Genomic DNA, 25,766 nt, shown 5'->3' on the forward strand with positions numbered 1-25,766 from the left:
AATTGCATGTCTACTACCCTGTTCAGCGCAGCCTTCGGCGTCGGCACCCAAAACCGTCAAGGCGCATGGCTGGAAGTGTTCTACGCACAACCCCTGATCAATCCATCGGCCGAGCTGATCGCAGCCGTAGCCCCAATCCTGGGCTACACCGGCGGCAATCAGGCAATCACCTTTACCACCGCTCAAGCCGCACAAATGGCTGAAGCCGTTAAGCCGCTCGACGCTGCTCAAGCAGCCCTGCTGACCCGTCTGGCCGAAAGCCACAAGCCACTGGTCGCAACCCTGCTGGCCGAAGACGCCACCCTGACCTCCACGCCTGAGGCTTACCTCAAGCTGCACTTGCTGTCCCATCGCCTGGTCAAGCCGCATGGCCTGAACCTGGCCGGTGTGTTCCCGCTGCTGCCAAACGTGGCATGGACCACCCAAGGCGCCATCGACCTGGGCGAGCTGGCAGAGCGTCAACTCGAAGCGCGCCTGCGTGGCGAACTGCTGGAAGTGTTCTCGGTCGACAAGTTCCCGAAAATGACCGACTACGTGGTTCCGGCTGGCGTGCGTATCGCTGACGCGGCACGTATTCGCCTGGGCGCTTACGTTGGCGAAGGCACCACCGTGATGCACGAAGGTTTCGTCAACTTCAACGCGGGCACCGAAGGCCCGGGCATGATCGAAGGTCGTGTCTCGGCTGGCGTATTCGTCGGCAAGGGTTCGGACCTGGGCGGCGGCTGCTCGACCATGGGTACTTTGTCGGGCGGTGGCAACATCGTGATCAAGGTTGGCGAAGGCTGCCTGATCGGCGCCAACGCCGGTATCGGTATCCCGTTGGGCGACCGCAACACCGTCGAGTCCGGCCTGTACCTGACCGCTGGCACCAAAGTGGCCCTGCTGGATGAAAACAACCAACTGGTCAAAGTGCTCAAAGCCCGTGATCTGGCCGGCCAGCCTGACCTGCTGTTCCGTCGCAACTCGCAAACTGGCGCTGTGGAATGCAAAACCCACAAGTCGGCCATCGAGCTGAACGAAGCACTGCACGCTCACAACTAAGCGTTTATCTGCAACTGACGGGGCCAGTCTCTGGCTTCGTCGACAGAGCCCAACACCATGCTTTTGCCTTCTCCTTGGCGCGCTGACTTCCCTGCCATCGCCGCCTTGCAACGTCAGGACCAGACCTATCTGGACAACGCTGCAACCACACAAAAACCCCAAGCCCTGCTCGACGCACTGACGCATTACTACGCCAATGGCGCAGCCAATGTGCACCGGGCCCAGCATTTGCCGGGTGCCCACGCGACTCAGGCATTTGAAAACACCCGCCACAAAGTGACGCAATGGCTCAATGCTGGCGAGTGCGGGCAAATTGTTTTCACCCACGGCGCCACCTCGGCGCTGAACCTTCTGGCCTATGGCCTGGAGCACCAATTCAATCCGGGCGATGAAATTGTTATCAGCGCTCTGGAACACCACGCCAACCTGCTGCCGTGGCAACAGCTTGCACAGCGCAAAAAACTGACTCTGGTGGTATTGCCTCTGGATGCCGACGGCGTGATCGACCTCGATGCCGCGGCACGCCTGATCACCCCGCGTACCCGCCTGCTGGCCGTGAGCCAACTGTCCAACGTGCTCGGCGTGTGGCAACCCCTGCCCGCGTTGCTGGCAATGGCCAAGGCCCACGATGCACTGACAGTGGTCGATGGCGCACAGGGCGTCGTGCATGGTCGCCATGACGTGCAAGTGCTGGGCTGCGACTTCTATGTGTTTTCCAGCCACAAGCTCTACGGCCCCGACGGGCTGGGTGTACTGTTCGGTCGCCACGAAGCACTGGCCCGCCTGCAGCACTGGCAGTTTGGCGGCGAGATGGTGCAAGACGCCGACTACCAGCACGCCACATTTCGTCCGGCACCGCTGGGCTTTGAAGCGGGCACCCCGCCGATTGCCAGCGTGATTGCGCTGGGCGCCACCCTCAACTATCTGGCCAACCTTGATCAGGCAGCGGTTGAGGCCCACGAAGCGGCACTGCATGCGCTACTGGTCGAAGGTTTGAAACAGCGTCAGGGCATTCGCCTGCTGGGGTCGCCGCAACTGGCGCTGGTCAGCTTCGTGGTCGAGGGCGTGCACAACGCCGACTTGGCGCACTTGCTCACCGAACAGGGGATTGCCGTACGCGCCGGGCACCACTGCGCCATGCCACTGCTGAAAGGTTTTGGTCTGGCAGGCGCCATCCGTGTCTCGCTGGCGCTGTACAACGATTCTGAAGACCTCGAGCGTTTCTTCGTCGCGCTCGATCAGGCGCTGGAGCTACTGCAATGACCCTGCCCGCCGACGCACAGGCTGCACTCGATAGTTTTGAGCATTGCTCCGGCTGGGAGCAGCGTGCACGCCTGCTGATGCAATGGGGCCAGCGTTTGCCGGAACTGAACGATGCCGACAAAACCGACGCCAATCGCGTGCATGGCTGTGAAAGCCTGATGTGGCTGGTGGGTGAGCAAGTAGATGGCCATTGGCAATTTGCTGCCAGCAGCGAGGCGCGACTGATTCGCGGGTTGGTGGCGTTGCTGTTGGCGCGGGTGAACGGGTTATCGACGCAAGCGCTGCAGCAGGTCGACCTGCCCGAGTGGTTCAACCAACTGGGCCTGAGTCGCCAACTGTCGCCATCGCGTAGCAATGGGCTGAATGCAGTGTTGGTGAGGATGCGGGAACTGGCAGGCTAGCCATTGCCGCCCTCTGTGGGAGCGGGCTTGATCGCGAAGCGGGCGATTCGGTTCATCTGAAAAACCGCGCCGATACTATCGCGAGCAAGCCCGCTTCCACAGGTCAGGTCCTAGGCGAGCCTTATTCCTGTGGTGCAGGCTTCACCCGCTCCGAAGGTCGCCTGACCCCAGCCACGATCTTGTCCACTGCCTTGGTGGCCGCCACCATACCGAAAGTCGCCGTCACCATCATCACCGCGCCAAAACCACCTGCGCAATCCAGCTTCACCCCATCGCCGACGAAACTCTTCTGCAAGCAGATGCTGCCATCAGGCTTGGGATAGCGCAGCTGCTCGGTGGAGAACACGCATGGCACGCTGTAATGGCGGGTCATGGTGCGAGAAAAACCGTAATCGCGGCGCAAGGTCGAACGCACTTTCGAGGCCAGCGGGTCATTGAACGTACGGTTCAAGTCGCAAACCTGAATCAGCGTCGGGTCGATTTGCCCGCCCGCGCCGCCAGTTGTGATGATCTGAATCTTGCGGCGCTTGCACCAGGCAATCAGTGCGGCCTTGGCATTCACGCTGTCGATGCAGTCGATCACACAATCAATATTGGGGGTGATGTACTCGGCCATGGTTTCGCGCGTTACGAAATCCGCCACTTCGTGGACCACACAATCCGGGTTGATCTGACGCAGACGCTCGGCCATGACTTCGACCTTGTCCCGACCAACGGTCGTGCTCAAGGCGTGCAACTGCCGATTGCTGTTGCTGACGCAAACATCATCCAGGTCAAACAGCGAAATTTCGCCGACGCCACATCGCGCAATCGCTTCTGCCGCCCACGACCCGACACCGCCCACACCGACGATCGCCACATGCGCCGCCTTCAGTCGCTCAAGGCCTTCCAGCCCATATAACCGGGCTACACCGGCAAAACGTGGATCTTCTGTACTCATGACCAACACCCCAAAAACCGGCGCGCATTATAGGGGGCTTACATTGCATTGAGTATCTTTCCTACAGGCTAGGCGACCAAGCCTGCTTTAATAGCCTTCTGAGTAGAGAGATAAGAGCTACAAGTAATAAAGAAAGAACTTAAGTCGGCTGCAACTGCCAAATGCCAGACCCAATTCCGTCAGCTATACGATGGGTCAGAGCACAGTGTAGGATGCGCGCCGTTTGGCACCCGCCGAGCGATCTTCGTTCCACTCCCTTTGGAACCCGAAATAGTTATGTCATCGCGTAAATTTGGACTCAACCTGGTGGTGGTATTGGCCATCGCCGCCCTGTTCACAGGCTTCTGGGCGCTGATTAATCGCCCGGTTTCTGCACCGAACTGGCCCGAGCAAATCTCCGGCTTTTCGTACTCGCCGTTCCAGCAAGGCCAGTACCCGCAGAAAGACCAATACCCGACCGACGATGAAATGCGTCGCGATCTGGAAATCATGAGCAAGCTGACCGACAACATTCGGACCTACTCGGTCGACGGCACCTTGGGTGATATCCCCAAGCTGGCGGAAGAATTCGGTTTGCGCGTGACCATCGGGATCTGGATCAGCCCTGATCTGGAGCGCAACGAACGCGAAATCCAGAGAGCCATCGAACTGGCCAATAACTCGCGCAGCGTGGTGCGGGTTGTGGTGGGTAACGAAGCCCTGTTCCGCGAAGAAATCACCCCTGAAGACCTGATCGTGTTGCTGGATCGGGTTCGCGCTGCAGTCAAGGTACCGGTCACTACGTCCGAGCAATGGCATATCTGGGAGAAATACCCGCAACTGGCCAAGCACGTTGACCTGATCGCCGCGCACATTCTGCCGTACTGGGAATTTATCCCGGTGGACGAGGCGGGGCAGTTTGTACTGGACCGTGCTCGCGACCTGAAAAAGATGTTCCCGAAAAAACCACTGCTGCTGTCGGAGGTTGGCTGGCCGAGCAATGGCCGCATGCGCGGTGGCGCTGATGCCACTCCGGCCGACCAGGCGATTTACCTGCGTACACTGGTCAACACCCTGAACCGTCGCGGTTACAACTACTTTGTGATCGAAGCCTTCGACCAGCCGTGGAAGGCCAGCGATGAAGGCTCGGTGGGCGCGTACTGGGGCGTGTACAACGCTGCTCGTCAGCAAAAATTCAACTTTGAAGGCCCGGTGGTCGCGATTCCACAGTGGCGCGTGCTGGCAATTGGCTCAGTGGTCATGGGCCTGCTGTCGCTGGCACTGCTGCTGATCGACGGTTCGGCCTTGCGCCAGCGTGGCCGAACCTTCCTGACCTTTACCGCGTTCCTGTGCGGGTCGGTGCTGGTCTGGATCGGTTACGACTACAGCCAGCAATACAGCACCTGGTTTAGCCTGACCGTGGGCTTCTTGCTCGGATTGGGTGCACTCGGGGTGTTTATCGTCCTGCTTACCGAGGCCCATGAACTGGCCGAGGCGGTATGGACGCACAAACGGCGACGGGAATTTTTACCGGTCGAAGCCGACGATGCCTATCGCCCGAAAGTCTCGATCCATGTGCCGTGCTACAACGAGCCGCCGGAGATGGTCAAACAGACCCTCGACGCCCTCGCGAACCTCGACTATCCCGATTTCGAAGTGTTGATCATCGACAACAACACCAAGGACCCGGCGGTCTGGGAGCCGGTGCGCGACTACTGCGCCACCCTCGGCCCACGCTTCAAGTTCTTCCACGTCGCGCCTCTGGCTGGCTTCAAGGGCGGCGCGTTGAACTACCTGATCCCGCACACCGCGCCGGATGCCGAAGTGATCGCGGTGATCGACTCCGATTACTGCGTGGACCGCAACTGGCTCAAGCACATGGTGCCGCACTTTGCCGACCCGAAAATCGCCATCGTGCAATCGCCCCAGGACTACCGCGACCAGAACGAAAGCAAGTTCAAGAAGCTCTGCTACTCGGAATACAAGGGCTTCTTCCATATCGGTATGGTCACCCGCAACGACCGTGACGCGATCATTCAGCACGGCACCATGACCATGACCCGACGCTCCGTGCTCGAAGAGCTCGGCTGGGCGGACTGGTGCATCTGTGAAGACGCCGAGCTGGGCCTGCGCGTGTTCGAAAAAGGTTATTCAGCAGCTTATTCGCACAATAGCTACGGCAAGGGCCTGATGCCTGACACCTTTATCGACTTCAAGAAACAGCGGTTCCGCTGGGCCTACGGTGCGATTCAGATTATCAAGCGTCACACCTCCAGCCTGCTACGCGGCAAAGACACGGAACTGACCCGTGGTCAGCGCTATCACTTCCTTGCGGGCTGGTTGCCGTGGGTGGCCGATGGCATGAACATCTTCTTCACCGTGGGTGCCCTGTTGTGGTCGGCGGCAATGATTATTGTGCCGACGCGGGTCGATCCGCCGCTGCTGATTTTCGCTATCCCGCCATTGGCACTGTTTGTGTTCAAGGTTGGCAAGATCATCTTCCTGTACCGTCGTGCAGTGGGGGTTAACCTCAAGGATGCATTTGCCGCGGCTCTGGCCGGGCTGGCGTTGTCCCATACCATCGCCAAAGCGGTGCTCTACGGGTTCTTCACCACCAGCATTCCGTTCTTCCGTACACCTAAAAACGCCGATAACCACGGCTTTTGGGTCGCGATCTCGGAAGCCCGCGAAGAAGTGTTCATCATGCTGCTGCTTTGGGGCGCTGCGCTGGGGATCTTCCTGGTACAAGGCCTGCCAAGCAACGACATGCGTTTCTGGGTGGTGATGCTGCTGGTGCAATCGCTGCCGTATCTGGCGGCGTTGATCATGGCCTTTATGTCTTCGTTGCCCAAACCGGTCGAAGAAGCAGAAGAACAACCTGCTGCATAAATTGACTGCAACCACTAAACGGCGGCCTCTGGTCGCCGTTTTGCTTTAAGATAACCGCCCTTTTGTGCCGTGCCGCCCCGCACCTGTCCCGCTTCGGAGTCCATACCATGACGGCCCACGCCGACCTTTCGCCGACCCTGCAACTTGCCTGCGATCTGATCCGTCGCCCATCCGTGACGCCGATCGATGCCGACTGCCAGAAGCTGATGATGCAGCGCCTGGGCGATGCAGGCTTCAAGCTTGAGCCGATGCGCATCGAAGACGTCGACAACTTCTGGGCCACCCACGGCAAACACGAAGGCCCGGTACTGTGCTTCGCCGGTCACACCGACGTAGTGCCGACCGGCCCGGTGCAAGCCTGGCAAAACGACCCGTTTGATGCGCTGATCGATGAGCACGGCATGCTTTGTGGTCGTGGTGCTGCCGATATGAAAGGCAGCCTGGCAGCCATGCTGGTGGCTGCTGAGCGCTTCGTCGCCGACTACCCGGACCACAAGGGTTCGGTCGCATTTCTGATTACCAGCGACGAAGAAGGCCCGGCCCATCACGGCACCAAGGCGGTGATTGAGCGTTTCGCTGCCCGCAACGAACGTCTGGACTGGTGCATCGTCGGCGAACCGTCGAGCACCACGCTGGTGGGTGACGTGGTTAAAAACGGCCGGCGCGGCTCGCTGGGCGCCAAGCTCACCGTGCGCGGTGTGCAAGGCCATGTGGCCTACCCGCATCTGGCCAAGAATCCGATTCATCTCGCAGTACCCGCACTGACCGAACTGGCCGCCGAGCACTGGGACAACGGCAACACCTTTTTCCCGCCGACCAGCTTCCAGATTTCCAACCTCAACTCCGGTACTGGCGCGACCAACGTGATCCCCGGTGATCTGGTAGCGGTGTTCAACTTCCGCTTCTCGACCGAATCCACCGTTGAAGGCCTGCAAAAACGCGTGGCGGACATTCTGGACAAGCACGGTCTGGACTGGCACATCGAGTGGGCGCTGTCCGGGCTGCCATTCCTGACCGAGCCAGGCGCTCTGCTGGACGCGGTATCGTCGAGCATCAAGCAGGTGACCGGCCGCGAAACCAAAGCCTCCACCAGCGGCGGCACGTCCGATGGGCGCTTTATCGCCACCCTGGGCACGCAAGTTGTAGAGCTGGGGCCGGTCAACGCGACCATTCACCAGGTCAACGAACGGGTTCTTGCCAGCGATCTTGATGTGCTGACCGAAATCTACTACCAGACCCTGATCAAGTTGCTCGCCTGATGCTTGCCTGCCCAATCTGCTCCGAGCCGCTGCATGCGGTCGACAATGGCGTGGCCTGCCCAGCCGGGCATAGCTTTGACCGTGCCCGCCAGGGTTATTTGAACCTGCTGGCAGTGCAACACAAAAACAGCCGCGACCCTGGCGACAACCAGGCCATGGTCGAGGCCCGCCGCGACTTTCTCAACGCTGGCCATTACGCACCGGTGGCCAAACGCCTGGCGGAATTGGCAGCCGAACGCGCACCGCAACGCTGGCTCGACATCGGCTGTGGCGAGGGTTACTACACCGCGCAAATCGCCGAGGCGCTGCCCAACGCGGATGGCTACGCGCTGGATATCTCCCGCGAAGCGGTCAAGCGCGCCTGCAAACGCAACCCGCAACTGACCTGGTTGATCGCCAGCATGGCCCGCGTGCCTATGGCCGACGCCAGTTGCCAGTTTTTGGCCAGCGTATTCAGCCCGCTGGATTGGCTCGAAGCCAAGCGCCTGCTGACCCCGGGCGGCGGCCTGATGCGTATCGGCCCAACCCGCGGGCATTTGATGCAATTGCGCGAACGGCTGTACGACGAAGTACGCGACTATGCCGACGACAAACACCTGGCCCTGGTGCCCGAAGGCATGCAGTTGCAACACAGCGAAACCCTGGAGTTCACACTCAGCTTGAGCGAACCCCAGGATCGCGCCAACCTGCTGGCCATGACCCCCCATGGCTGGCGCGCCAGCGCCGAGCGTCGGGCCCAGGTCATCGAACACCCCGAGCCTTTAGTGGTGACGGTTTCGATGCGCTACGATTACTTCGTTCTTCAATAACCAACTTTACGGTCAGGGGCATACGCCCTTGATCCGATTAATCCGCGAGTGGATTTTTCAGACCCACAGTGAGGACATCCATGCGCCAACCCGATATCGAGATTTACCTGAAAGAAGCGGTCACTTACAAAGACGTCGAAGCCTGGCTCGCGAAAGTGCTGGGCCCGTGCACGGAATGGAAAAAGAAAGGCGAAACCTGGAAGTGCACCGCAGGCGACGTACCCGTTACCTGGATGCCAAAAGCCGTCGGCAAATGGAACAGCCTGTATCTGGACAGCGATAAAACGCCGTGGGAAGACGACATCACTTGCGCCCATGCAGCCTTTAAAGCGCTGAACGTGGAAGTACGTTGCGCGCCGGGTAGCTGGGTCGAAGAACAGGGCGAGGCCGACGCCGACCGCTGGATTCGTATCAGCGAAGACGGCCAGGAAGAAATCACCTGGAAAACTGGTTCCTGAGTGCCGTAGCAGCTGCCGAAGGAACGAGGCTGCGTTCGGCGGCGAAGCCGTCGTAGAACGTGAGCGCGCAGCTTATCTGAGCCTGCGCGTGGCCTGACTTTACGACGGCTACGCCGCCGAACGCAGCCTCGTTCCTACGGCAGCTGCTGCAAGGCTGGCGTTACAACCCCACTACATCCTCGGCCTGCAAGCCCTTGTCACCGGTGACCTGGGTGTATTCGACCTGCTGGCCTTCAGCCAGACTGCGATGGCCTTCACCGCGAATAGCGCGGTAATGCACAAACACATCAGCCCCGTTTTCACACTGAATAAAGCCGTAGCCCTTGGCATCGTTGAACCACTTCACATTGCCTGTTACGCGCGTTGTCATGGAACCTTTCCCCCTTTTTATTATTGATCGGGCTCGTTAATTGGCCCTTTGAGAACTATCGTTTAACGCTGATCTTTGAAGATTCGGTCTTACGCACAATCGCGAAAGAACACCGAGTATAAGTCAGGCAAAAAAACACTCAATCAATATTAGTTCGCCGCTTTTTTGCCGATTTTCCGGAGATACGGCAAACTACCCGACCGAGTAAACACTCGTTTAATCCACTAACGCAGAAGCCGTATGACCCCCTCCCCGTTCCGCCGCCTTGTATTTGGCGCCCTGCGTCGCTTGCTGTACCTGTGGGTGCGCTCGGAGACGATTAATCAGTCTTCCCTTTCCCTGAACCTGGATCGCAGCCGACCGGTGTTCTATGTGTTGCAATCGCCTTCGCTGACCGAACTGGCCGTGGTCGACACCGAATGTTCCAAGGCCGGTCTGCCGCGCCCGGTATTGCCGGTCGCCGTGGGCGAGATGATTGAGCCTGCCGCCTTCTTTTACCTGACCCCCGAGCCAGACTGGCTGGGCCGTCAGGACAAGCGCGGGGCACCGCCGGTGTTGACCCGTCTGGTCGACGGCCTGACCCACAATCCGGGCGAAGATGCGCAAATCATTCCAGTCAGCGTGTTTTGGGGCCAGTCCCCGGACAGCGAATCGAGCCCCTGGAAGCTACTGTTTGCCGACAGCTGGGCAGTGACCGGGCGCCTGCGCCGCATGCTGCGGATCCTGATACTGGGCCGCAAAACCCGCGTGCAGTTCTCGGCACCGATTCATTTGCGCGAACTGATCGACCTCAACAAAGGCCACGAACGCACCGTGCGCATGGCCCAACGCATTTTGCGGGTGCACTTTCGCAACCTGAAAACCGCCACCATCGGCCCCGATCTGTCGCACCGTCGCAACCTGGTCAAGGGCCTGGTCAACGAGCCTGCCGTGCGCCAGGCGATCCTCGATGAAGCCGAGCGCGAGAACATCTCGCCGGACAAGGCCCGAGCCCAGGCGCTGCGCTACGCCAATGAAATCGCATCCGACTACACCTACACCGCGATCCGTTTTTTCGAAGTGCTCCTGAGCTGGTTCTGGAACAAGATTTATGACGGGGTCAAGGTCAACCATATCGAGAGCGTGCAAAAGGTCGCCCAAGGCCACGAAATTATTTACGTGCCGTGCCACCGTAGCCATATCGACTACCTGCTGCTGTCCTACCTGCTGTTTCGCAATGGTCTGACCCCGCCGCATGTCGCCGCCGGGATCAACCTGAACATGCCGGTACTGGGCCGCCTGCTGCGTCGGGGCGGGGCTTTTTTCATGCGCCGCACCTTCAAGGGCAACCCGCTGTACACCTCGGTGTTCAACGAATACATGCATACCTTGTTCACCAAGGGTTTCCCGGTGGAGTACTTCGTCGAAGGCGGTCGCTCCCGCACCGGGCGCATGCTGCAACCGAAAACCGGAATGCTGGCCATCACCGTACGCAGCTTCTTGCGTTCATCGCGTACACCGATTGTGTTTGTACCGGTGTACATCGGCTACGAGCGCGTACTCGAGGGTCGTACCTACTTGGGCGAATTGCGCGGTGCGAGCAAGAAGAAAGAATCGATTTTCGATATTTTCAAAGTAATTGGCGCCCTTAAAAAACAGAAGTTCGGTCAGGTCGCGGTCAACTTTGGTGAACCGATCAAACTCGCCGAGTTTCTTGAACAAGAGCAACCGGGCTGGCGCCAGCAGGAACTGGCGCCGCTGTATCGCCCGGAATGGTTGAGCCCAACCACCAATCGCCTGGCTGAAAAGGTTGCTCAGCATTTGAATGAAGCGGCAGCCATCAACCCGGTAAACCTGGTGGCGCTGGCCCTGCTTTCCACCACCCGACTGGCACTGGACGAACAGGCTATGGCGCGGGTGCTGGATCTGTATCTGGCCCTGCTGCGCCGCGTACCCTACTCGCCGCACACCACCTTGCCCGAAGGCGACGGCCGGGCGCTGATCAACCATGTGAAAGACATGAACCTGCTCGCCGAGCAAAGCGATGCGCTGGGCAAAATCCTTTATCTGGATGAGCAGAACGCAGTCCTGATGACCTATTACCGCAACAACGTGCTGCATATTTTTGCATTGCCTTCGTTGCTGGCCAGCTTCTTCCAAAGCGCCTCGCGCATGAGCCGCGAACAGATCCTGCGCTACACCCACGCACTGTATCCGTACCTGCAATCGGAGTTGTTTATCCGCTGGTCAACGCAAGAACTCGACGGTGTGGTCGACCAGTGGCTCGAGGCTTTTGTCGAACAAGGCTTGTTGCGCTTCGAAAACGGCGTGTACCTGCGCCCGGCGCCAAGTTCGCGGCATTTTGTACTGCTGACCCTGTTGTCCAGGAGCATTGCGCAAACCCTGCAACGCTTCTACATGGCCATATCCTTGCTGCTCAACAGTGGTCAGAACACCTTGAGCGCCGAAGAACTGGAAGACTTGTGCACCATGATGGCCCAACGGCTGTCGATCCTGCACGGGCTCAACGCTCCCGAGTTTTTCGACAAGAGCCTGTTCCGCCACTTTATCCAGACATTGCTTGAAGAAGACGTACTGCGCCGCGATGCCAGCGGTAAGTTGAGCTACCACGAACTGCTCGGCGAACTGGCCGAAGGCGCCGCCAAACGTGTATTGCCGGCCGAAATTCGCTTGTCGATTCGCCAGGTTGCCTTGCACCGCAGCGAAGACCCACAAGAGCAGCCGCCGCTTTCGCTCGAAAAAACATCTTGATAGGAGCTCCCCATGAAAAAAGTACTTTTACTCAGCCTCACAGCCCTGCTCGGAGCCTGTAGTTCCATGACCTCAGCCCCGCAAGCGTCCCTCGACGGTGAAGTGTTTTACCTGCAACGTATTGCCCTGCCGCCTACGGCTACACTGGAAGTGAGCTTGCAGGATGTCTCGCTGGCCGACGCTCCGGCGGTAACGCTTGCCAAGCAAAGTGGCCAAATCAACGGTCAGGTGCCACTACCGTTCCACCTGACTTATGACCCGGCGCAGGTCAAGCCCGGCCATACCTATGCGGTGAGTGCGCGGATTGAAGAGAATGGCCAGTTGCTGTTTATCAGCACTGAGCGCAACAGCGTCGACCTGAATGCAAAAACCCTGCAACCGATCCGTTTGCGTGTGGATCAGGTTCGCTAATCAAGGAGTTACCCCATGCTGCGTCCTTCTCTACGTTTCGCGGGCCTGTGCGCAGGCCTGCTGATTTCGGCCAACGCGCTGGCGTTGTCGTTGAGCGATCTGTCGCAAAGCGATGCCACTGGCGGCCTTAAAGACGCCCTGACCCAAGGTGCACAGATTGCGGTCAAGCAACTGGGTACCCCCGGTGGTTTCAGCAACAACCCCGAGGTCAAGATCGAGTTGCCGGGCAACCTCGGTAAAGTCGCGAAAAAGATGAAGCAATTCGGCATGGGCGCTCAGGTCGACCAACTTGAAACCAGCATGAACAAGGCCGCAGAAGCGGCCGTGCCACAAGCCCAAGTGTTGTTGGTGAATGCGGTGAAAAACATGAGCGTGGCAGATGCCAAGGGCATCCTCACCGGAGGCCAGGACTCAGCCACCCAGTACCTGAACAAAAGCAGCCGCGAACAGATCCGCGCCAAGTTCCTGCCAATCGTCAAAGCCGCCACGGACAAGGTTGGTCTGGCCCAGCAGTACAACGCATTCGCAGGGCAAGCAGCCACGCTGGGTGTGGTGGACGCCAAAAGCGCCAATATCGAAAGCTACGTGACCGAAAAAGCCCTGGATGGCTTGTTCGAAATGATCGGCAAACAGGAAGAAACCATCCGCCAGAACCCGGCAGCAGCAGCTACCAGTTTGGCCAAGAAGGTGTTTGGGACGCTTTAAGAGCAACCCTAGCCCCCTCCCGGAGGGAGAGGGGACTGACCGAGCTGTTGTCGGATTCAGTGCAGTATCTTCAGACTGCTGTGGCGCTCCAATATCCCCCAATCGGCCCCCTCACCCTCGGGGAGAGGGTTGGGGTGAGGGGCTTTTGCCTTTAAACCTTCCTCACCTTGAACCACGCCGCATACAAAGCCGGCAAAAACAGCAGGGTCAGCGCAGTCGCCACGATCAGCCCGCCCATGATGGCCACCGCCATCGGGCCGAAGAACACGCTGCGTGACAGCGGGATCATTGCCAGCACCGCCGCCAGCGCGGTCAGCACAATCGGGCGAAAACGCCGCACCGTCGCTTCAATAATCGCCCGCCACGGGTCCAGCCCCGCCGCTTTGTCCTGCTCGATCTGATCCACCAGGATCACCGAGTTGCGCATGATCATCCCCGACAGCGCAATGGTGCCCAGCATCGCCACAAAGCCGAATGGCTTGCCGAACAGCAGCAGGAACAGCGTCACACCGATCAAGCCCAACGGCGCCGTCAGAAACACCATCACCATGCGCGAGAAGCTGCGCAGCTGCACCATCAACAACGTCAGCACCACCACGATAAACAGCGGCACACCGGCTTTCACCGAGTCCTGACCACGGGTGGAGTCTTCAACGGTGCCGCCCACTTCCAGCAAGTAACCATCCGGCAACTCGGCGCGTACATCTTCAAGGGTCGGCAAAATCTGCTGTACCAAAGTTGCGGGTTGCTCCTTGCCATAAATGTCCGCACGCACGGTCACGGTCGGCAGGCGGTTGCGGTGCCAGATAATGCCCTCTTCAAAGCCATATTCCAGGGTCGCTATTTGCGACAGGGCCACGCTCTGGCCATTGTCGGTCGGCACTGCCAGGCTCGGCAGCAATGACAGTTCAGTGCGTTCGTGAGGCGTGCCGCGCAGCAGAATCTCGATCAACTCGTTGTCTTCGCGGTACTGACTGACGGTTGAGCCAAGCAAGGTGCTTTGCAAAAAGCGCGACAGGTTGGCCGTGCTCACACCCAAGGCCCGAGCACGGTCCTGATCGACATTGAGGTACACCACTTTGCTCGGTTCTTCCCAGTCCAGGTGCACGTTCACCACATAAGGGTTGTCGCGAACCTTGGCCGCCACCTTGCGCGCCAGTGCCCTTACCTCTTCGATATGCTCACCGGTGACCCGGAACTGCACCGGATAGCCCACAGGCGGGCCGTTCTCCAGGCGCGTGACCCGCGACCGTATTGTCGGAAACTGCTCGTTAAGGGTGCTAATCAACCAGGTGCGCAGGTTTTCGCGGTCCTCGATGGTCTTGGCCAGCACTACAAACTGGGCGAAGCTGGCCGCAGGCAACTGCTGATCCAGTGGCAGGTAAAAACGTGGCGAGCCGGTCCCGGCATAGGCCACGTAGTTGGCGATCCCAGGGTGATCCTTGAGCAGCGCTTCGAGCTGTTTGACCTGATCGGTGGTGTTGCTCAACGAAGCGCCTTCGGCCAGTTTCATATCGACCATCAGCTCCAGACGGCTGGACGCCGGAAAGAACTGCTGAGGGACGAATTTGAACAACACTACCGACCCCAGGAACAGCAGCACGGTCAGTGCTATCACGGTTTTGCGCCGCGTCACGCACCACTCCACCAGCCGTCGAACCCGCTGGTAAAACGGTGTCGCATAGGGGTCAGGCACGCCAGCTCCGGTGCCGTGCTTGGCGGCATGGATCTTCGCCAGATCCGGCAACAACAGCGCCCCCAGGTACGGCACAAACACTACTGCCGCAACCCACGACGCCAGCAGGGCAATGGTCACCACCTGAAAAATCGAGCGGGTGTATTCGCCCGTGCTCGACTGCGCCATGGCAATCGGCAAGAAACCCGCAGCGGTAATCAGCGTACCGGTGAGCATCGGGAACGCAGTGCTGGTCCAGGCAAAGCTCGCCGCCTTGAGCCGGTCGTAGCCCTGCTCCATTTTGATCGCCATCATTTCCACGGCAATGATCGCGTCGTCCACCAACAGGCCCAGCGCCAGCACCAGAGCACCCAGGGAGATTTTATGCAGCCCGATGCCGAAGTAATGCATAGCGGCAAAGGTCATTGCCAGCACCAGCGGAATGGCCAGCGCCACCACCATGCCAGTGCGTATACCCAGCGAGAAAAAACTCACCAGCAACACAATAACCAGTGCTTCCACCAGCACCTGCACAAATTCGCCAACGCTGGTTTTCACCGCCGCAGGCTGATCAGAGACCTTGCCCAATTGCATGCCGGCCGGGAGATGCTTCTGGATTCGTTCAAACTCGGTGTCCAGCGCCTTGCCCAGCACCAGAATATCGCCGCCATCTTTCATCGCTACAGCCAGACCAATTGCGTCCTGGCCCATAAAGCGTATACGCGGCGCAGGTGGGTCATTAAAGCCACGACGCACATCGGCCACATCGCTGATCCGCAAGGTGCGCTCACCTACGCGAATCGGGAAATGTTCGATCTCTTCGACCGTTTTGAAATTACCGCTGACGCGCAATTGCACACGTTCGGCCGGGGTTTCGAAGAAGCCCGCAGTCGATACCGCATTTTGCTCTTCAAGTGCCTTTTGCACCGCCGCCAGCGGCAAGCCCAGGGTTGCGAGCTTGAGGTTGGAAAGCTCGATCCAGATTTTTTCGTCCTGCAGCCCCAGTAGCTCGACCTTGCCTACATCCTTGACCCGTTGCAGTTGGATCTGGATGCGATCGGCGTAGTCCTTGAGCACTGCGTAGTCGTAACCTTCGCCGCTTAAACTGTAGATATTGCCGAAGGTGGTGCCGAACTCATCATTGAAAAACGGCCCCTGCACATCCGGCGGCAAGGTGTAACGGATGTCACTGATCTTTTTGCGGACCTGGTACCACAACTCCGGAATCTGGTTTGAGTGCATCGAGTCGCGTGCCATAAAGGTCACTTGCGACTCACCAGGGCGCGAAAACGAGACAATCCGTTCGTATTCGCCCGTCTCCATCAGTTTCTTTTCAATACGCTCAGTGACTTGGCGCGAGACTTCTTCAGCCGTGGCACCCGGCCACAGGGTTCGAATCACCATGGCTTTGAAGGTAAACGGCGGGTCTTCGCTTTGGCCTAATTTGGTGTAAGAAAGCCCGCCGACAATTGCCAGCAAAAGCATCAGGAACAGTACGATTTGGCGATTGCGCAACGCCCATGCGGAAAGGTTAAAACCCATGGGGATTACTCCTTCGCCGCAACATTGATCGCCCGGTTGGAGCGATCAATCGGCCGCACCTCCTGTCCGGGGTGCAACACATGCACCCCGGCGGCAACGATCCAGTCATCGGCCTTGAGGCCTTCGAGTACCGGCACGCTTTTCTCGCCAAACGGTCCTACACGCACGGGGACCTGCTCCAACTTGTTGCCCTGGCCGACGCGCCACACGTAGGCTGCACCGTTCTCGGCAGTCAAGGCCGACAAAGGTACCGACAACGTGCTGACGCCTTCGCTCTGAATAAAGACCCGGGCGCTTTGGCCCAATTCGGCAGGCACTTTGCCCGCAGTGAAGGCGATACGGGCAGCAAAGGTGCGCGACTTTGGATCGGCCGACGGTGACAGTTCTCGAATACGTCCACTGAAGCGCTGGCCGGGTTGCGACCACAGCTCCACCGCTACCGGCAAACCGATCTTGAAGCGGCCAAAGTCCTGCTCCGGCAGGCTGATCAGCACTTCACGTTCGCCATCGGCAGCCAAGGTGAACACCGTCTGCCCGGCGTTTACCACTTGCCCGACTTCGACCTGACGCTGAGCGATCACACCATCTTGTGGCGCACGCAACACGGCGTAGCTTGCCTGATTGCTGGCTACGTCCTGCTCGGCCTTGAGCTGCTGCAGCTTGGCTTCACCCGAGCGGTAGAGGTTTTCGGCGTTGTCGAACTGCGAACGGCTGACCATCTGCCGATCCAGCAGGGTCTTGTAGCGGTCGCGTTCAGCCCGTACCAGATTCAGGTTGGCCTGCCCGGCGGCCACTTGAGCACGGGTAGCGTCCAGTTGCAGGCGTACGTCTTGCGGGTCCAGCTCGGCCAGTGGCTGATTCGCCTTGACCCGCTCGCCTTCGTCAACCAGACGTTTGGTGACTTTGCCGCCAATACGAAACGCCAACTGCGGGTCAAAACGGGCCCGCACCTCACCAGGATAACTTTGGTTCGCCTGCGCCGAAGGCTGCGGTTGCACCACCATCGCCGGGCTAATGCTGATTTTGGCAGGCTCTTCATGCCCACACCCAGATAATAAAAAAACCAGACATAGAGGCACAGCGCGGGGCAAGGCATGGCGCAACATGGTGACGACCTTTCGCTAATGGGGCTTGGAATATTTATACTGACCAGCATGTTATTAATACTAAACTCACCAGTCCAGTAATAAACGGATATGCCTGACCATCATTTACCCCCCAATGCCCTCGGCCGCCCCAAGGACCTGGCAAAACGCCAGTCGATCCTTGACGCCGCCAAAACCCTGTTTTTGACCAATGGCTATGCCAATACCAGCATGGATGCGGTTGCAGGCCTGGCGGGCGTGTCAAAACTGACGGTCTACAGCCACTTCACCGACAAGGAAACGCTGTTTTCTTCGGCGATCATGTCCAAATGCACTGAGCAATTACCGGAACTGTTTTTTGAATTACCCGCAGGCAAGCCGATAGAGGCGGTGCTGTTGAATATCGCCCGCGGCTTTCAGGGGCTGATCAACAGTGAGGAGTCGCTGAACCTGCACCGCCTGATGGTCACCCTGGGCAGCCAGGACCCCAAGCTGTCGCAAATTTTCCTCGAAGCGGGCCCCGAGCGCGTGGTTCACGAGATGGAGGGGTTGTTGCGCAAGATCGATCAGAGCGGTGGGTTGCAGATAGACGACCCTCACTACGCGGCGGAGCACTTCTTCTGCATGCTCAAGGGCGCACCCAACTTTCGCCTGCTGTTTGCCGGCGGCGAGCCGCCGGGCCCCGAAGCGAGCGAGGCCCATGTACAGGAAGTCGTGGCGATTTTCATGCGGGCTTATCGGCCGTTCCTGTAGACACTCGGTTGTTGCTCCCGTGGGAGCGAGCCTGCTCGCGAAGGCCGTTCGCGAGCAACCACGGTTAAGGTTCTCTGCTGGCGCTGCCCAAGCTTTGTATCAGGGCTTCAACGCCTTCTTCGGATAAATATCGTATCGGCTCGATTTGCCATCCAATGCATGGCTCGGCTTTGGCCCTGCAATGCACGGTGCCTTGCGTGGGCGCTTGACCACCACCCGGTGAGTCGCCAGCGCCAGCGCCGCTTCAAGCAGGGCCGGGGCATCATTGTCATCACCGACTAACGGGCGAAACAGGCGCATCTCTTTCTTCACCAACGCGGTTTTCTCACGATGCGGGAACATCGGGTCGAGGTAGATCACCTGCGGCGGTTCGCCTTCCCAGTTGCGCATCACTTCAATCGAATTGCCTTTAAGCAAGTGCATGCGCGACACGATAGGCGCAACTTCAAAATCATCCAGGCCACGAGCCAGGCCGTCCTCAAGCAGCGCGCCAATCAGTGGTTGGCGTTCGATCAGGCTCATTTCACAGCCCAGACTCGCCAGAACGAACGCATCCTTGCCCAAACCCGCTGTGGCATCCAGCACCCGCGGGCGTACGCCCTGCTGGATGCCTACCGCCTTGGCAATCATCTGCCCGGTCCCGCCGCCGAACAAACGACGATGGGCCGCGCCGCCTTCCACGAAGTCGACCCGCACTGGCCCCGGCGCATCCGGGCCCAGTTGCTGCAATTGCAAACCCTGGGCGCTCAACTGCAAGGCGAACTGCGCATCCGGCTCGTCCAGAGGCAAACCCAGGCGCTCAGCCCATTGCTCGGCCAGGGCCTGATAGGCCTCGTCCAATGCCTCGACTTTGATACGACAGCCCGCTGCTTGCTCAATCATCTAAAAACACGCCCAAAAATTTAATGATCGGCAAAGACTGCCGATAAATGAAATATCCGCCATTTTGCCAGAGCCGGGCGTTGTCCGAGAGCTATGTCAGACATTCATTCCACATCCATCGGCTTTATTGCGCCAATTGGCGACTTTGGCCGACACAATTCGCAGATCACGGGCAGCGTCAATCACCTGTGGAAGGACTTCTACGCCCAAGCATTGGCAGAACAGTCCGGCACTGAAGAGTTTGCAGCGATTGATGTGGCCAACCTGGCCAGGGATGTAAATGCCGAGCCCCGTGGCGGGAGTGAGGTACTGGGTACTATCGTGACCCAGCGCCATTGCGAAGTTCAGGACACCGAGCTGCGCCCGCCGCAAGCTCTGTTTTTGCCCATTGCCGAATTCGAACTGGACCTGCTGCCACCGCCAGCCGTGCCCTACCCGGCTGAAGATCTTATCGCCCAACAGCAGCAACAGAATTTCAACAAGACCTGGGTGCGGCCGCTGGTCATGGCACAGGGACATCCGCTGCCCGCCCCAGGCCCGGGGCCTGAGCCACGCCCACTGCATCTGCCGATTGCAGAATTCGAGCTGGACCTGTTGCCACCCCCTGCCGAGCCATTCGACACCATGACCCTGATCGAGCAACAACGGGCAATGGACTTCGATCTGGGCTGGGCCCGCCCATTGGTGGTCAACAACCTGCGAATGGCGGCTTAAAGCAGGCCCAACTGTTCCACCGCCGTCTGCTGATGCAACTCAGGCAGTGCGGGCAGCCCCGGTAACCTTGCACTCAGTTGCCGATGAAAACGCCGCGCCAGTTCAGGCGCGCGGTGATTGTCCGGCGTGTGCAGAAACACATATGGCGTGCGCCCTTCCTCGATCCAGCCCGCGACTTTTTCAATCCAGGGCAACAAATACGGATCATTGGCCTCCAGCTCCGGGCGACCAATAAACCGCACCTGCGGGAATTGCGTGAAGGCTGCCGGGCGCGGAGGCACTTTGGGCTTTTTCGATTGCGCGTGAAGCACCGCAGGATCGGTCGAGGTGCAACTGAACAGTGCGCGCGGATCAAGGCAGATACGCTCGACCCCGCGATCCATCAGCAGGCGATTGAGCAAGCGCTCGGCATCGCCCCTGGCAAAGAACTCCGGGTGACGCACTTCAACGGCCAGCGGGCACTCCAGAGCGTCTATAAAGCTCACCAGCTCGGCCAAACGATGAGGGCCGAAGCTAGCCGGTAGTTGTAGCCAAAACGGCGCTACGCGTGCTCCCAAGGGCCGCAACAACTGCAGGAAGCTTTCTGCTGCCGCTGTTTGCTCACGCAAATCACCGCCATGGCTGATTTCCCTCGGGAACTTGGCGGTAAAGCGAAAGTGTTCCGGCAGGCTTTGCGCCCAGCGCTCGACCGTGGTCGGTGCGGGCCTGGCATAGAAGGTAGTGTTGCCTTCGACGGCATTGAAGACCTGCGCATACAAGCTTAGAAAATCGGTCGAGCGAGCGTTCTGCGGGTACAGGCCTTCGCGCCTGGCGTTGTCACTCCAGGACGGGCAACCAAGGTAATAAGGCAGAGGTATTTGAGTCATGGCTCAAATATACAGGTCCAGCCCTAGCACTTGGGTTTCCCATTCAACAAAGCCTGCGGTGGTCAGGTAGCTGGCAAGGGCACTGGCTGCGTTTTTGCTCATGGCACGTTGGAAGATCATGTCCTGGGAGCGCACTGGCAACTGGCTGATGCGGTCGCTGGATGAGGACGTACGGGTAGCTTGCGGAGCGCTTTCGAGCGGAACTTCACTGTCCTCAACCGACTCATCAAGCAGCGGCTGGCCTTTACGCGGCTTGCGCTTGATCGGGTAGGACTGGGAAGAAAAGCCGTCAATGCGCATGGCAGCAAGCTCGGTAGCGATAGTTACAATTTAGCGGCGCCAGGCTGACTAAGCAAATGAGCCAGCGATTGGTTGCGCGGTGCAAACAATATGCGTAGCAGCTGCCGAGGTACGAAGGCTGCGTTCGGCGGCGAAGCCGTCGTGAATTCAAGCGCCCCAGTGTGTCAGATACAATGAGAGCTCAGGTTTTACGACGGCTTCGTACCTCGGCAGCTGCTACAGGGCAGCGGGGTTTAGCGCTCGGCTTTGGGTGTCGCCACCTTGTCACGCAGGTACACCGGCTGCGCGTCATCGGCGCGGATGGCTTCGCCACGGGCCCAGGCAAATCGGGCCAGGGTCAGCAGGTCTTCAGCGTGGGGCAACATGCCCGTATCCATCGCGTACGGCTTGACCTGCAAACGCTCGGCGTAACCCCAGCCAGTGCCCGCGCCAAACCAGTCGCCTGTGGCGCCATCGGGCAAGGTGGCAGCCTCGGGCGCCAAGACGGCTTCAGCGCCTTGCAGACGCATTTCCCCCGCCTCTTCGCGATAGCAACCCCAATACACTTCATCCATCCGCGCATCAATGGCCGACACCACTTGGGTCGCGCCGTGCTCGCGATGGGCACGCTGGGCCAGTACCGCCAGGTTGGAGATCGGCAACACCGGGCGCTCCAGCGCAAAAGCCAAGCCCTGGACCACGCCAATGGCAATACGCACGCCGGTAAAGGCACCAGGCCCACGACCAAAGGCAATGGCATCGACTGCCGACAGCTCGATACCCGCCTGAGCCAACAGCTCTTTAATCATCGGCAACAGCTTTTGCGCGTGCAGGCGCGGGATCACCTCGTAGTGGCTCGTGACCTTGCCATCGTGCAACAGGGCAACAGAACAAGCTTCAGTCGCGGTATCCAGGGCCAGCAAGGTGCTCATCGGTGTTCCCGTCAGAATCAGAATTGGAAATAGTGCAGCAGTATAAACAACAACAGCCCGCAAGCGGGCTGTTGTGATGACGCAAAATCGACTTATCAGCTCAACGCTTCAAGCACCTTGGCAGTGATCGATTCTACCGAGCCAACGCCTTCAACGTGGCTGTACTTCGGCTTGCCATGGGCAGCAGCCAGCTTCTGGTAGAAGTCCACCAGCGGCTTGGTTTGCGAATGGTAAACCGACAGGCGATGACGAACGGTTTCTTCGGTGTCGTCCTTGCGCTGTACCAGGTCTTCGCCAGTGGCGTCGTCCTTGCCTTCAACCTTTGGCGGGTTGTAGACGGTGTGGTAAACGCGGCCCGAAGCTTCGTGTACACGACGGCCAGCAATACGCTGAACGATCTCTTCGTCTTCTACTGCAATTTCCAGCACGTGGTCCAGCTCGACACCGGCTTTGACCAAGGCTTCAGCTTGCGGAATGGTGCGCGGGAAACCGTCGAACAGAAAACCGTTTACGCAGTCCGGCTGAGCAATACGCTCTTTGACCAGGTTGATGATCAGGTCGTCGGAGACCAGACCACCGCTGTCCATTACGCCTTTGGCGATCAGGCCCAGCTCGGTGCCGGCTTTAACGGCTGCACGCAACATGTCGCCAGTGGAGATTTGCGGGATGCCAAATTTTTCAGTGATGAACTTTGCCTGAGTACCTTTACCGGCCCCGGGAGCTCCCAGCAGAATTACGCGCATCGATGTGCTCCTCAAATTTTTTATTTAAATGACAACAGACTCGCCTCTTTGGGCCAGTCTCAAAATCGGGTTATGGCCATCAAAACGGCCAAGGGCTGATCAAGATACACAGCAGGCCCGGCCCACACAAGACGCCAAAAGTAGGAAAAATTACAGCTAAACGGGCCTGTGCGGCCGCGTGTCACAGGTCTCAACCCCACAATAAAGTGTCGCGCCCGCGCAGGGATCGGTAGCAACTCTGCCCGGTCCCCACGCCCCCTGGTGCGACATTGGCCGCTCTTTTGCCTTAGCCGGTGTTGCGCAAGCCCGCCGCGATCCCGGCCACAGTTACCAGTAATGCCTGTTCCAGAGGGCTGTCCTGGGCTGCTTGCTGGCGCCGCGAGCGCGCCAGAAGCTCGGCCTGCAATAGATGAAGAGGATCAAGGTAAGTGTTGCGTAAACGAATGAATTCAAGGGTCTCCGGGCTATGCGCCATCAACTGCGCCTGACCGGTCAAACCCAGAACCACCGCGCATGCCTGCGACAATAAGTCGCGTAAGTGCGCACCCAATGGCAGCAGTTCCGGGCTCACCAAACGCTCGTCGTAGAGCCGGGCGATATCGGCATCGGCCTTGGCCAGGACCATTTCCAGCATGTCGATGCGAGTGCGGAAGAACGGCCACTGCTCGCGCATTTGCGCCAACTGCTCGCCTTCACCCCGTGCCAGCGCCTGGCTCAACGCGGTTTCCCAGCCCAGCCAGGCGGGTAGCATCAGGCGGGTCTGGGTCCAGCCGAAAATCCACGGGATGGCCCGCAGGCTTTCAATCCCGCCTGCCCGACGCTTGGCCGGACGGCTGCCCAACGGCAAACGGCCCAACTCCTGCTCCGGGGTGGATTGGCGGAAGTACTCGACGAACTGCGGGTTATCGCGCACCACCCCACGGTAGGCCTTGACCCCGTCTGCCGCCAACTCATCCATCAGCGCCCGCCAACCCGGCTCCGGCAGGGGTGGCGGGAGCAAGGTGGCTTCCAGTACAGCGGCCAGATACAGGTTCAGATTTTGCTCGGCGATATCCGGCAGGCCGAACTTGAAGCGAATCATTTCGCCCTGCTCCGTAGTACGGAAACGCCCCGCCACCGACCCCGGCGGCTGCGACAGAATCGCCGCGTGGGCCGGGCCACCGCCACGCCCCACGGTGCCGCCGCGACCATGGAACAACAGCAGCTCAACGCTTTGCGCACGGCAGATATTGACCAGGGTTTCCTGCGCTCGATACTGCGCCCAGGCCGCCGCCGTGGTGCCCGCGTCCTTGGCCGAATCGGAGTAGCCAATCATGACTTCCTGCGGGCCATGCAAACGGGCGCGATAACCCGGCAGCAACAGCAAACGTTCGATAACCGGACCTGCATTGTCGAGATCCGCGAGGGTTTCAAACAGCGGCACCACACGCATCGCACGCTCAAGCCCGGCTTCTTTGAGCAGCAGTTGCACCGCCAGCACATCAGAAGCGGCTCCCGCCATCGAAATCACATAAGAACCCAGCGAGGCCCCCGGTGCAGCGGCCACTTCGCGGCATGTCGCCAGAACTTCGGCGGTGTCGGCACCGGGTTTGAAGTAGCCCGGCAGCAGCGGTCGGCGGTTGGCCAGTTCGCGCATCAGGAAGATCAAGCGCGCTTCTTCGTCCCAGTCCTCGTAACGGCCCAGACCCAGATAGTCAGTGATTTCCGTCATTGCCGCCGTGTGGCGAGAGGCGTCCTGACGCACATCGAGGCGCACCAAAAACAGGCCAAAGGTTACGGCCCGACGCAGGCAATCAAGCAATGGACCGTCAGCAATGACACCCATGCCACAGGCATGCAGGGACTGATAACACAGTTGCAACGGCGCCAGCAGATCGCGATTGTCCTGCAACACCGCCTCGGGAGCGCTCTGGTTACTGCTCAGCGCGCTCTGGGCCCAGCTACGGGTAGCGCGCAGGCGCTCACGCAATTGCTTGAGCACGGCCCGATACGGTTCGCCGCTCTCCCCTGCTACGGCCAGCAACGCGGGCGTGGCTTGCTGCATCGAAAGGTCAGCCGCTAGTTTGTCGATATCGCGCAGATACAGATCAGCCGCCATCCAGCGCGCCAGCAGCAGCACCTCACGGGTCACAGTGGCCGTGACATTGGGGTTGCCGTCACGGTCGCCGCCCATCCAGGAAGCAAAACGGATCGGTGCCGCTTCCAGCGGCAAATGCAGCCCGGTGGCCGCATGCAGAGCCTTGTCCGCCTTGCGCAACATGTGCGGCACCGCGTGCCATAACGAATGTTCAATGACCGCAAACCCCCACTTGGCCTCATCGACAGGCGTGGGACGAGTACGACGGATTTCTTCGGTGTGCCAGGCTTCAGCGATCAACCGCTGCAGGCGCTGTTCGATCTCGGTTTTTTCCGCGAGGGTCAGGTCACGATGGTCCTGGGCAGCCAGTTGCTCGGCAATTGCATCGTACTTTTGAATCAAGGTACGCCGGGTCACTTCAGTGGGATGTGCGGTGAGCACCAGCTCGATTTCCAGACGGCCTACCTGACGCGCCAGCGACTCGGCACTATGCCCCTCGGCCAGCAGCCGCTCGAGCAACTGCGGCAACACCAGCGCCTCGAAAGGCTCGGCCTGCCCCTCTTCACGCCGGTGGATGAGCTGGTACTGCTCGGCGATATTGGCCAGGTTCAAAAACTGGTTGAACGCCCGCGCCACCGGCAACACTTCATCGTCGCTCAGGGCATCCAGAATCGCACTCAACTCTTCGCCTGTAGTGCCGCGCCGATCGGCCTTGGCTCCCCGGCGAATAAGCTCGATCTTGGCGAGAAATTCTTCGCCGTATTGGTCACGAATCGTATTACCCAACAGCTCACCCAGCAGGTGAACATCATCGCGCAAGCGTGCATCAATATCGGTCATCAGCAGTTTCTCCAGCGGTATCCGGGGACAGCTCGTGCCCCAAGAGTGCGTTGCAAACGCTGTTTCTGGCAAGCCATCCGCGCCGCCGTACCAGAAAAATGC

Annotated in this window: 22 protein-coding genes; 12 read left to right on the plus strand and 10 right to left on the minus strand. The window is 59.4% G+C overall.

Annotation, left to right across the window (positions count from 1 at the left end):
- Positions 1 to 6: 6 nt before the first annotated feature.
- From dapD to N7D90_RS19105, 3 genes are read left to right on the plus strand one after another with little or no spacing between them, the layout of a single operon-like run.
- Positions 7 to 1,041 (plus strand): 2,3,4,5-tetrahydropyridine-2,6-dicarboxylate N-succinyltransferase, encoded by a 1,035-nt coding sequence (gene dapD / locus N7D90_RS19095; protein WP_261739456.1) that lies wholly within the window; start codon positions 7 to 9, stop codon positions 1,039 to 1,041.
- 57 nt (positions 1,042 to 1,098) lie between these two features.
- Positions 1,099 to 2,304, plus strand: coding sequence for an aminotransferase class V-fold PLP-dependent enzyme (locus N7D90_RS19100; RefSeq protein ID WP_261739457.1), 1,206 nt, complete (start codon positions 1,099 to 1,101; stop codon positions 2,302 to 2,304).
- Complete coding sequence (locus N7D90_RS19105; protein ID WP_261739458.1) at positions 2,301 to 2,705, plus strand: SufE family protein; 405 nt, start codon at positions 2,301 to 2,303, stop codon at positions 2,703 to 2,705. The genes N7D90_RS19100 and N7D90_RS19105 overlap by 4 nt, the downstream gene beginning before the upstream one ends.
- A gap of 121 nt (positions 2,706 to 2,826) precedes the next feature.
- Here the strand turns inward: N7D90_RS19105 and tcdA are convergent, their stop codons facing one another.
- Entirely contained in the window at positions 2,827 to 3,645 is an 819-nt protein-coding gene (gene tcdA / locus N7D90_RS19110; RefSeq protein ID WP_261739459.1) for a tRNA cyclic N6-threonylcarbamoyladenosine(37) synthase TcdA, read from the minus strand.
- 276 nt (positions 3,646 to 3,921) lie between these two features.
- Between tcdA and N7D90_RS19115 the strand changes: the two genes are divergently transcribed.
- The 4 genes from N7D90_RS19115 to N7D90_RS19130 all read left to right on the plus strand — a co-directional run bounded on the left by N7D90_RS19115 (position 3,922) and on the right by N7D90_RS19130 (position 9,039).
- A complete protein-coding gene (locus tag N7D90_RS19115) occupies positions 3,922 to 6,513 on the plus strand; it encodes a glycosyltransferase (protein ID WP_261739460.1) in 2,592 nt (863 codons plus the stop codon).
- A 107-nt stretch (positions 6,514 to 6,620) separates the two neighbouring features.
- Positions 6,621 to 7,772 (plus strand): succinyl-diaminopimelate desuccinylase, encoded by a 1,152-nt coding sequence (gene dapE, locus N7D90_RS19120; RefSeq protein WP_261739461.1) that lies wholly within the window; start codon positions 6,621 to 6,623, stop codon positions 7,770 to 7,772.
- Complete coding sequence (locus N7D90_RS19125) at positions 7,772 to 8,581, plus strand: putative RNA methyltransferase (protein WP_261739462.1); 810 nt, start codon at positions 7,772 to 7,774, stop codon at positions 8,579 to 8,581. Before dapE ends, N7D90_RS19125 begins: the two co-directional genes overlap by 1 nt.
- An 80-nt stretch (positions 8,582 to 8,661) precedes the next feature.
- On the plus strand, positions 8,662 to 9,039 hold the full coding sequence (locus tag N7D90_RS19130) for a hypothetical protein (protein WP_261739463.1): 378 nt from the start codon (positions 8,662 to 8,664) through the stop codon (positions 9,037 to 9,039).
- A gap of 160 nt (positions 9,040 to 9,199) precedes the next feature.
- Here the strand turns inward: N7D90_RS19130 and N7D90_RS19135 are convergent, their stop codons facing one another.
- Entirely contained in the window at positions 9,200 to 9,409 is a 210-nt protein-coding gene (locus tag N7D90_RS19135; RefSeq protein ID WP_261739464.1) for a cold-shock protein, read from the minus strand.
- Between the two features lie 240 nt (positions 9,410 to 9,649).
- Here N7D90_RS19135 and plsB point away from each other — a divergent pair, with 240 nt between their 5' ends.
- Genes plsB through N7D90_RS19150 form a run of 3 tightly spaced genes read left to right on the plus strand, consistent with a single transcriptional unit; the run spans position 9,650 to position 13,276 of the window.
- A complete protein-coding gene (plsB, locus tag N7D90_RS19140; protein WP_261739465.1) occupies positions 9,650 to 12,160 on the plus strand; it encodes a glycerol-3-phosphate 1-O-acyltransferase PlsB in 2,511 nt (836 codons plus the stop codon).
- A gap of 12 nt (positions 12,161 to 12,172) precedes the next feature.
- Complete coding sequence (locus tag N7D90_RS19145) at positions 12,173 to 12,571, plus strand: YbaY family lipoprotein (protein ID WP_261739466.1); 399 nt, start codon at positions 12,173 to 12,175, stop codon at positions 12,569 to 12,571.
- Between the two features lie 15 nt (positions 12,572 to 12,586).
- Positions 12,587 to 13,276, plus strand: coding sequence for a DUF4197 domain-containing protein (locus N7D90_RS19150; protein WP_261739467.1), 690 nt, complete (start codon positions 12,587 to 12,589; stop codon positions 13,274 to 13,276).
- A gap of 151 nt (positions 13,277 to 13,427) precedes the next feature.
- Here the strand turns inward: N7D90_RS19150 and N7D90_RS19155 are convergent, their stop codons facing one another.
- The gene (locus tag N7D90_RS19155) at positions 13,428 to 16,493 is read right to left on the minus strand and encodes an efflux RND transporter permease subunit (RefSeq protein ID WP_261739468.1); all 3,066 of its coding nucleotides are present in this window, start codon (positions 16,491 to 16,493) and stop codon (positions 13,428 to 13,430) included.
- A gap of 5 nt (positions 16,494 to 16,498) precedes the next feature.
- Positions 16,499 to 17,599 carry an efflux RND transporter periplasmic adaptor subunit gene (locus tag N7D90_RS19160; protein WP_261739469.1) on the minus strand — a complete coding sequence of 367 codons (1,101 nt, stop codon included), beginning with the start codon at positions 17,597 to 17,599 and terminating at the stop codon, positions 16,499 to 16,501.
- A 90-nt stretch (positions 17,600 to 17,689) separates the two neighbouring features.
- On the opposite strand from N7D90_RS19160, the gene N7D90_RS19165 reads away from it, so the two are divergent.
- Complete coding sequence (locus N7D90_RS19165; protein ID WP_261739470.1) at positions 17,690 to 18,331, plus strand: TetR/AcrR family transcriptional regulator; 642 nt, start codon at positions 17,690 to 17,692, stop codon at positions 18,329 to 18,331.
- Between the two features lie 99 nt (positions 18,332 to 18,430).
- Here N7D90_RS19165 and N7D90_RS19170 read toward each other — a convergent pair whose 3' ends face one another.
- Positions 18,431 to 19,213, minus strand: coding sequence for a class I SAM-dependent methyltransferase (locus N7D90_RS19170; protein ID WP_261739471.1), 783 nt, complete (start codon positions 19,211 to 19,213; stop codon positions 18,431 to 18,433).
- A 93-nt stretch (positions 19,214 to 19,306) separates the two neighbouring features.
- Between N7D90_RS19170 and N7D90_RS19175 the strand changes: the two genes are divergently transcribed.
- Complete coding sequence (locus N7D90_RS19175; RefSeq protein WP_261739472.1) at positions 19,307 to 19,927, plus strand: energy transducer TonB; 621 nt, start codon at positions 19,307 to 19,309, stop codon at positions 19,925 to 19,927.
- Here N7D90_RS19175 and N7D90_RS19180 read toward each other — a convergent pair.
- The 5 genes from N7D90_RS19180 to ppc form a co-directional block, all read right to left on the minus strand.
- The gene (locus N7D90_RS19180) at positions 19,924 to 20,793 is read right to left on the minus strand and encodes a DUF72 domain-containing protein (RefSeq protein ID WP_261739473.1); all 870 of its coding nucleotides are present in this window, start codon (positions 20,791 to 20,793) and stop codon (positions 19,924 to 19,926) included. The two genes, N7D90_RS19175 and N7D90_RS19180, sit on opposite strands and share 4 nt — an antisense overlap.
- A gap of 3 nt (positions 20,794 to 20,796) precedes the next feature.
- Entirely contained in the window at positions 20,797 to 21,093 is a 297-nt protein-coding gene (locus tag N7D90_RS19185; protein WP_261739474.1) for a hypothetical protein, read from the minus strand.
- Between the two features lie 233 nt (positions 21,094 to 21,326).
- Positions 21,327 to 22,004, minus strand: coding sequence for a tRNA (adenosine(37)-N6)-threonylcarbamoyltransferase complex dimerization subunit type 1 TsaB (tsaB, locus tag N7D90_RS19190; protein ID WP_261739475.1), 678 nt, complete (start codon positions 22,002 to 22,004; stop codon positions 21,327 to 21,329).
- A gap of 95 nt (positions 22,005 to 22,099) precedes the next feature.
- On the minus strand, positions 22,100 to 22,747 hold the full coding sequence (gene adk, locus N7D90_RS19195; protein WP_261739476.1) for an adenylate kinase: 648 nt from the start codon (positions 22,745 to 22,747) through the stop codon (positions 22,100 to 22,102).
- Between the two features lie 286 nt (positions 22,748 to 23,033).
- Complete coding sequence (ppc, locus tag N7D90_RS19200; protein ID WP_261739477.1) at positions 23,034 to 25,664, minus strand: phosphoenolpyruvate carboxylase; 2,631 nt, start codon at positions 25,662 to 25,664, stop codon at positions 23,034 to 23,036.
- Positions 25,665 to 25,766 lie beyond the last annotated feature (102 nt).

Origin of the sequence: Pseudomonas fragi (assembly GCF_025426255.1) — a bacterium.
Lineage (GTDB): Bacteria > Pseudomonadota > Gammaproteobacteria > Pseudomonadales > Pseudomonadaceae > Aquipseudomonas > Aquipseudomonas kulmbachensis.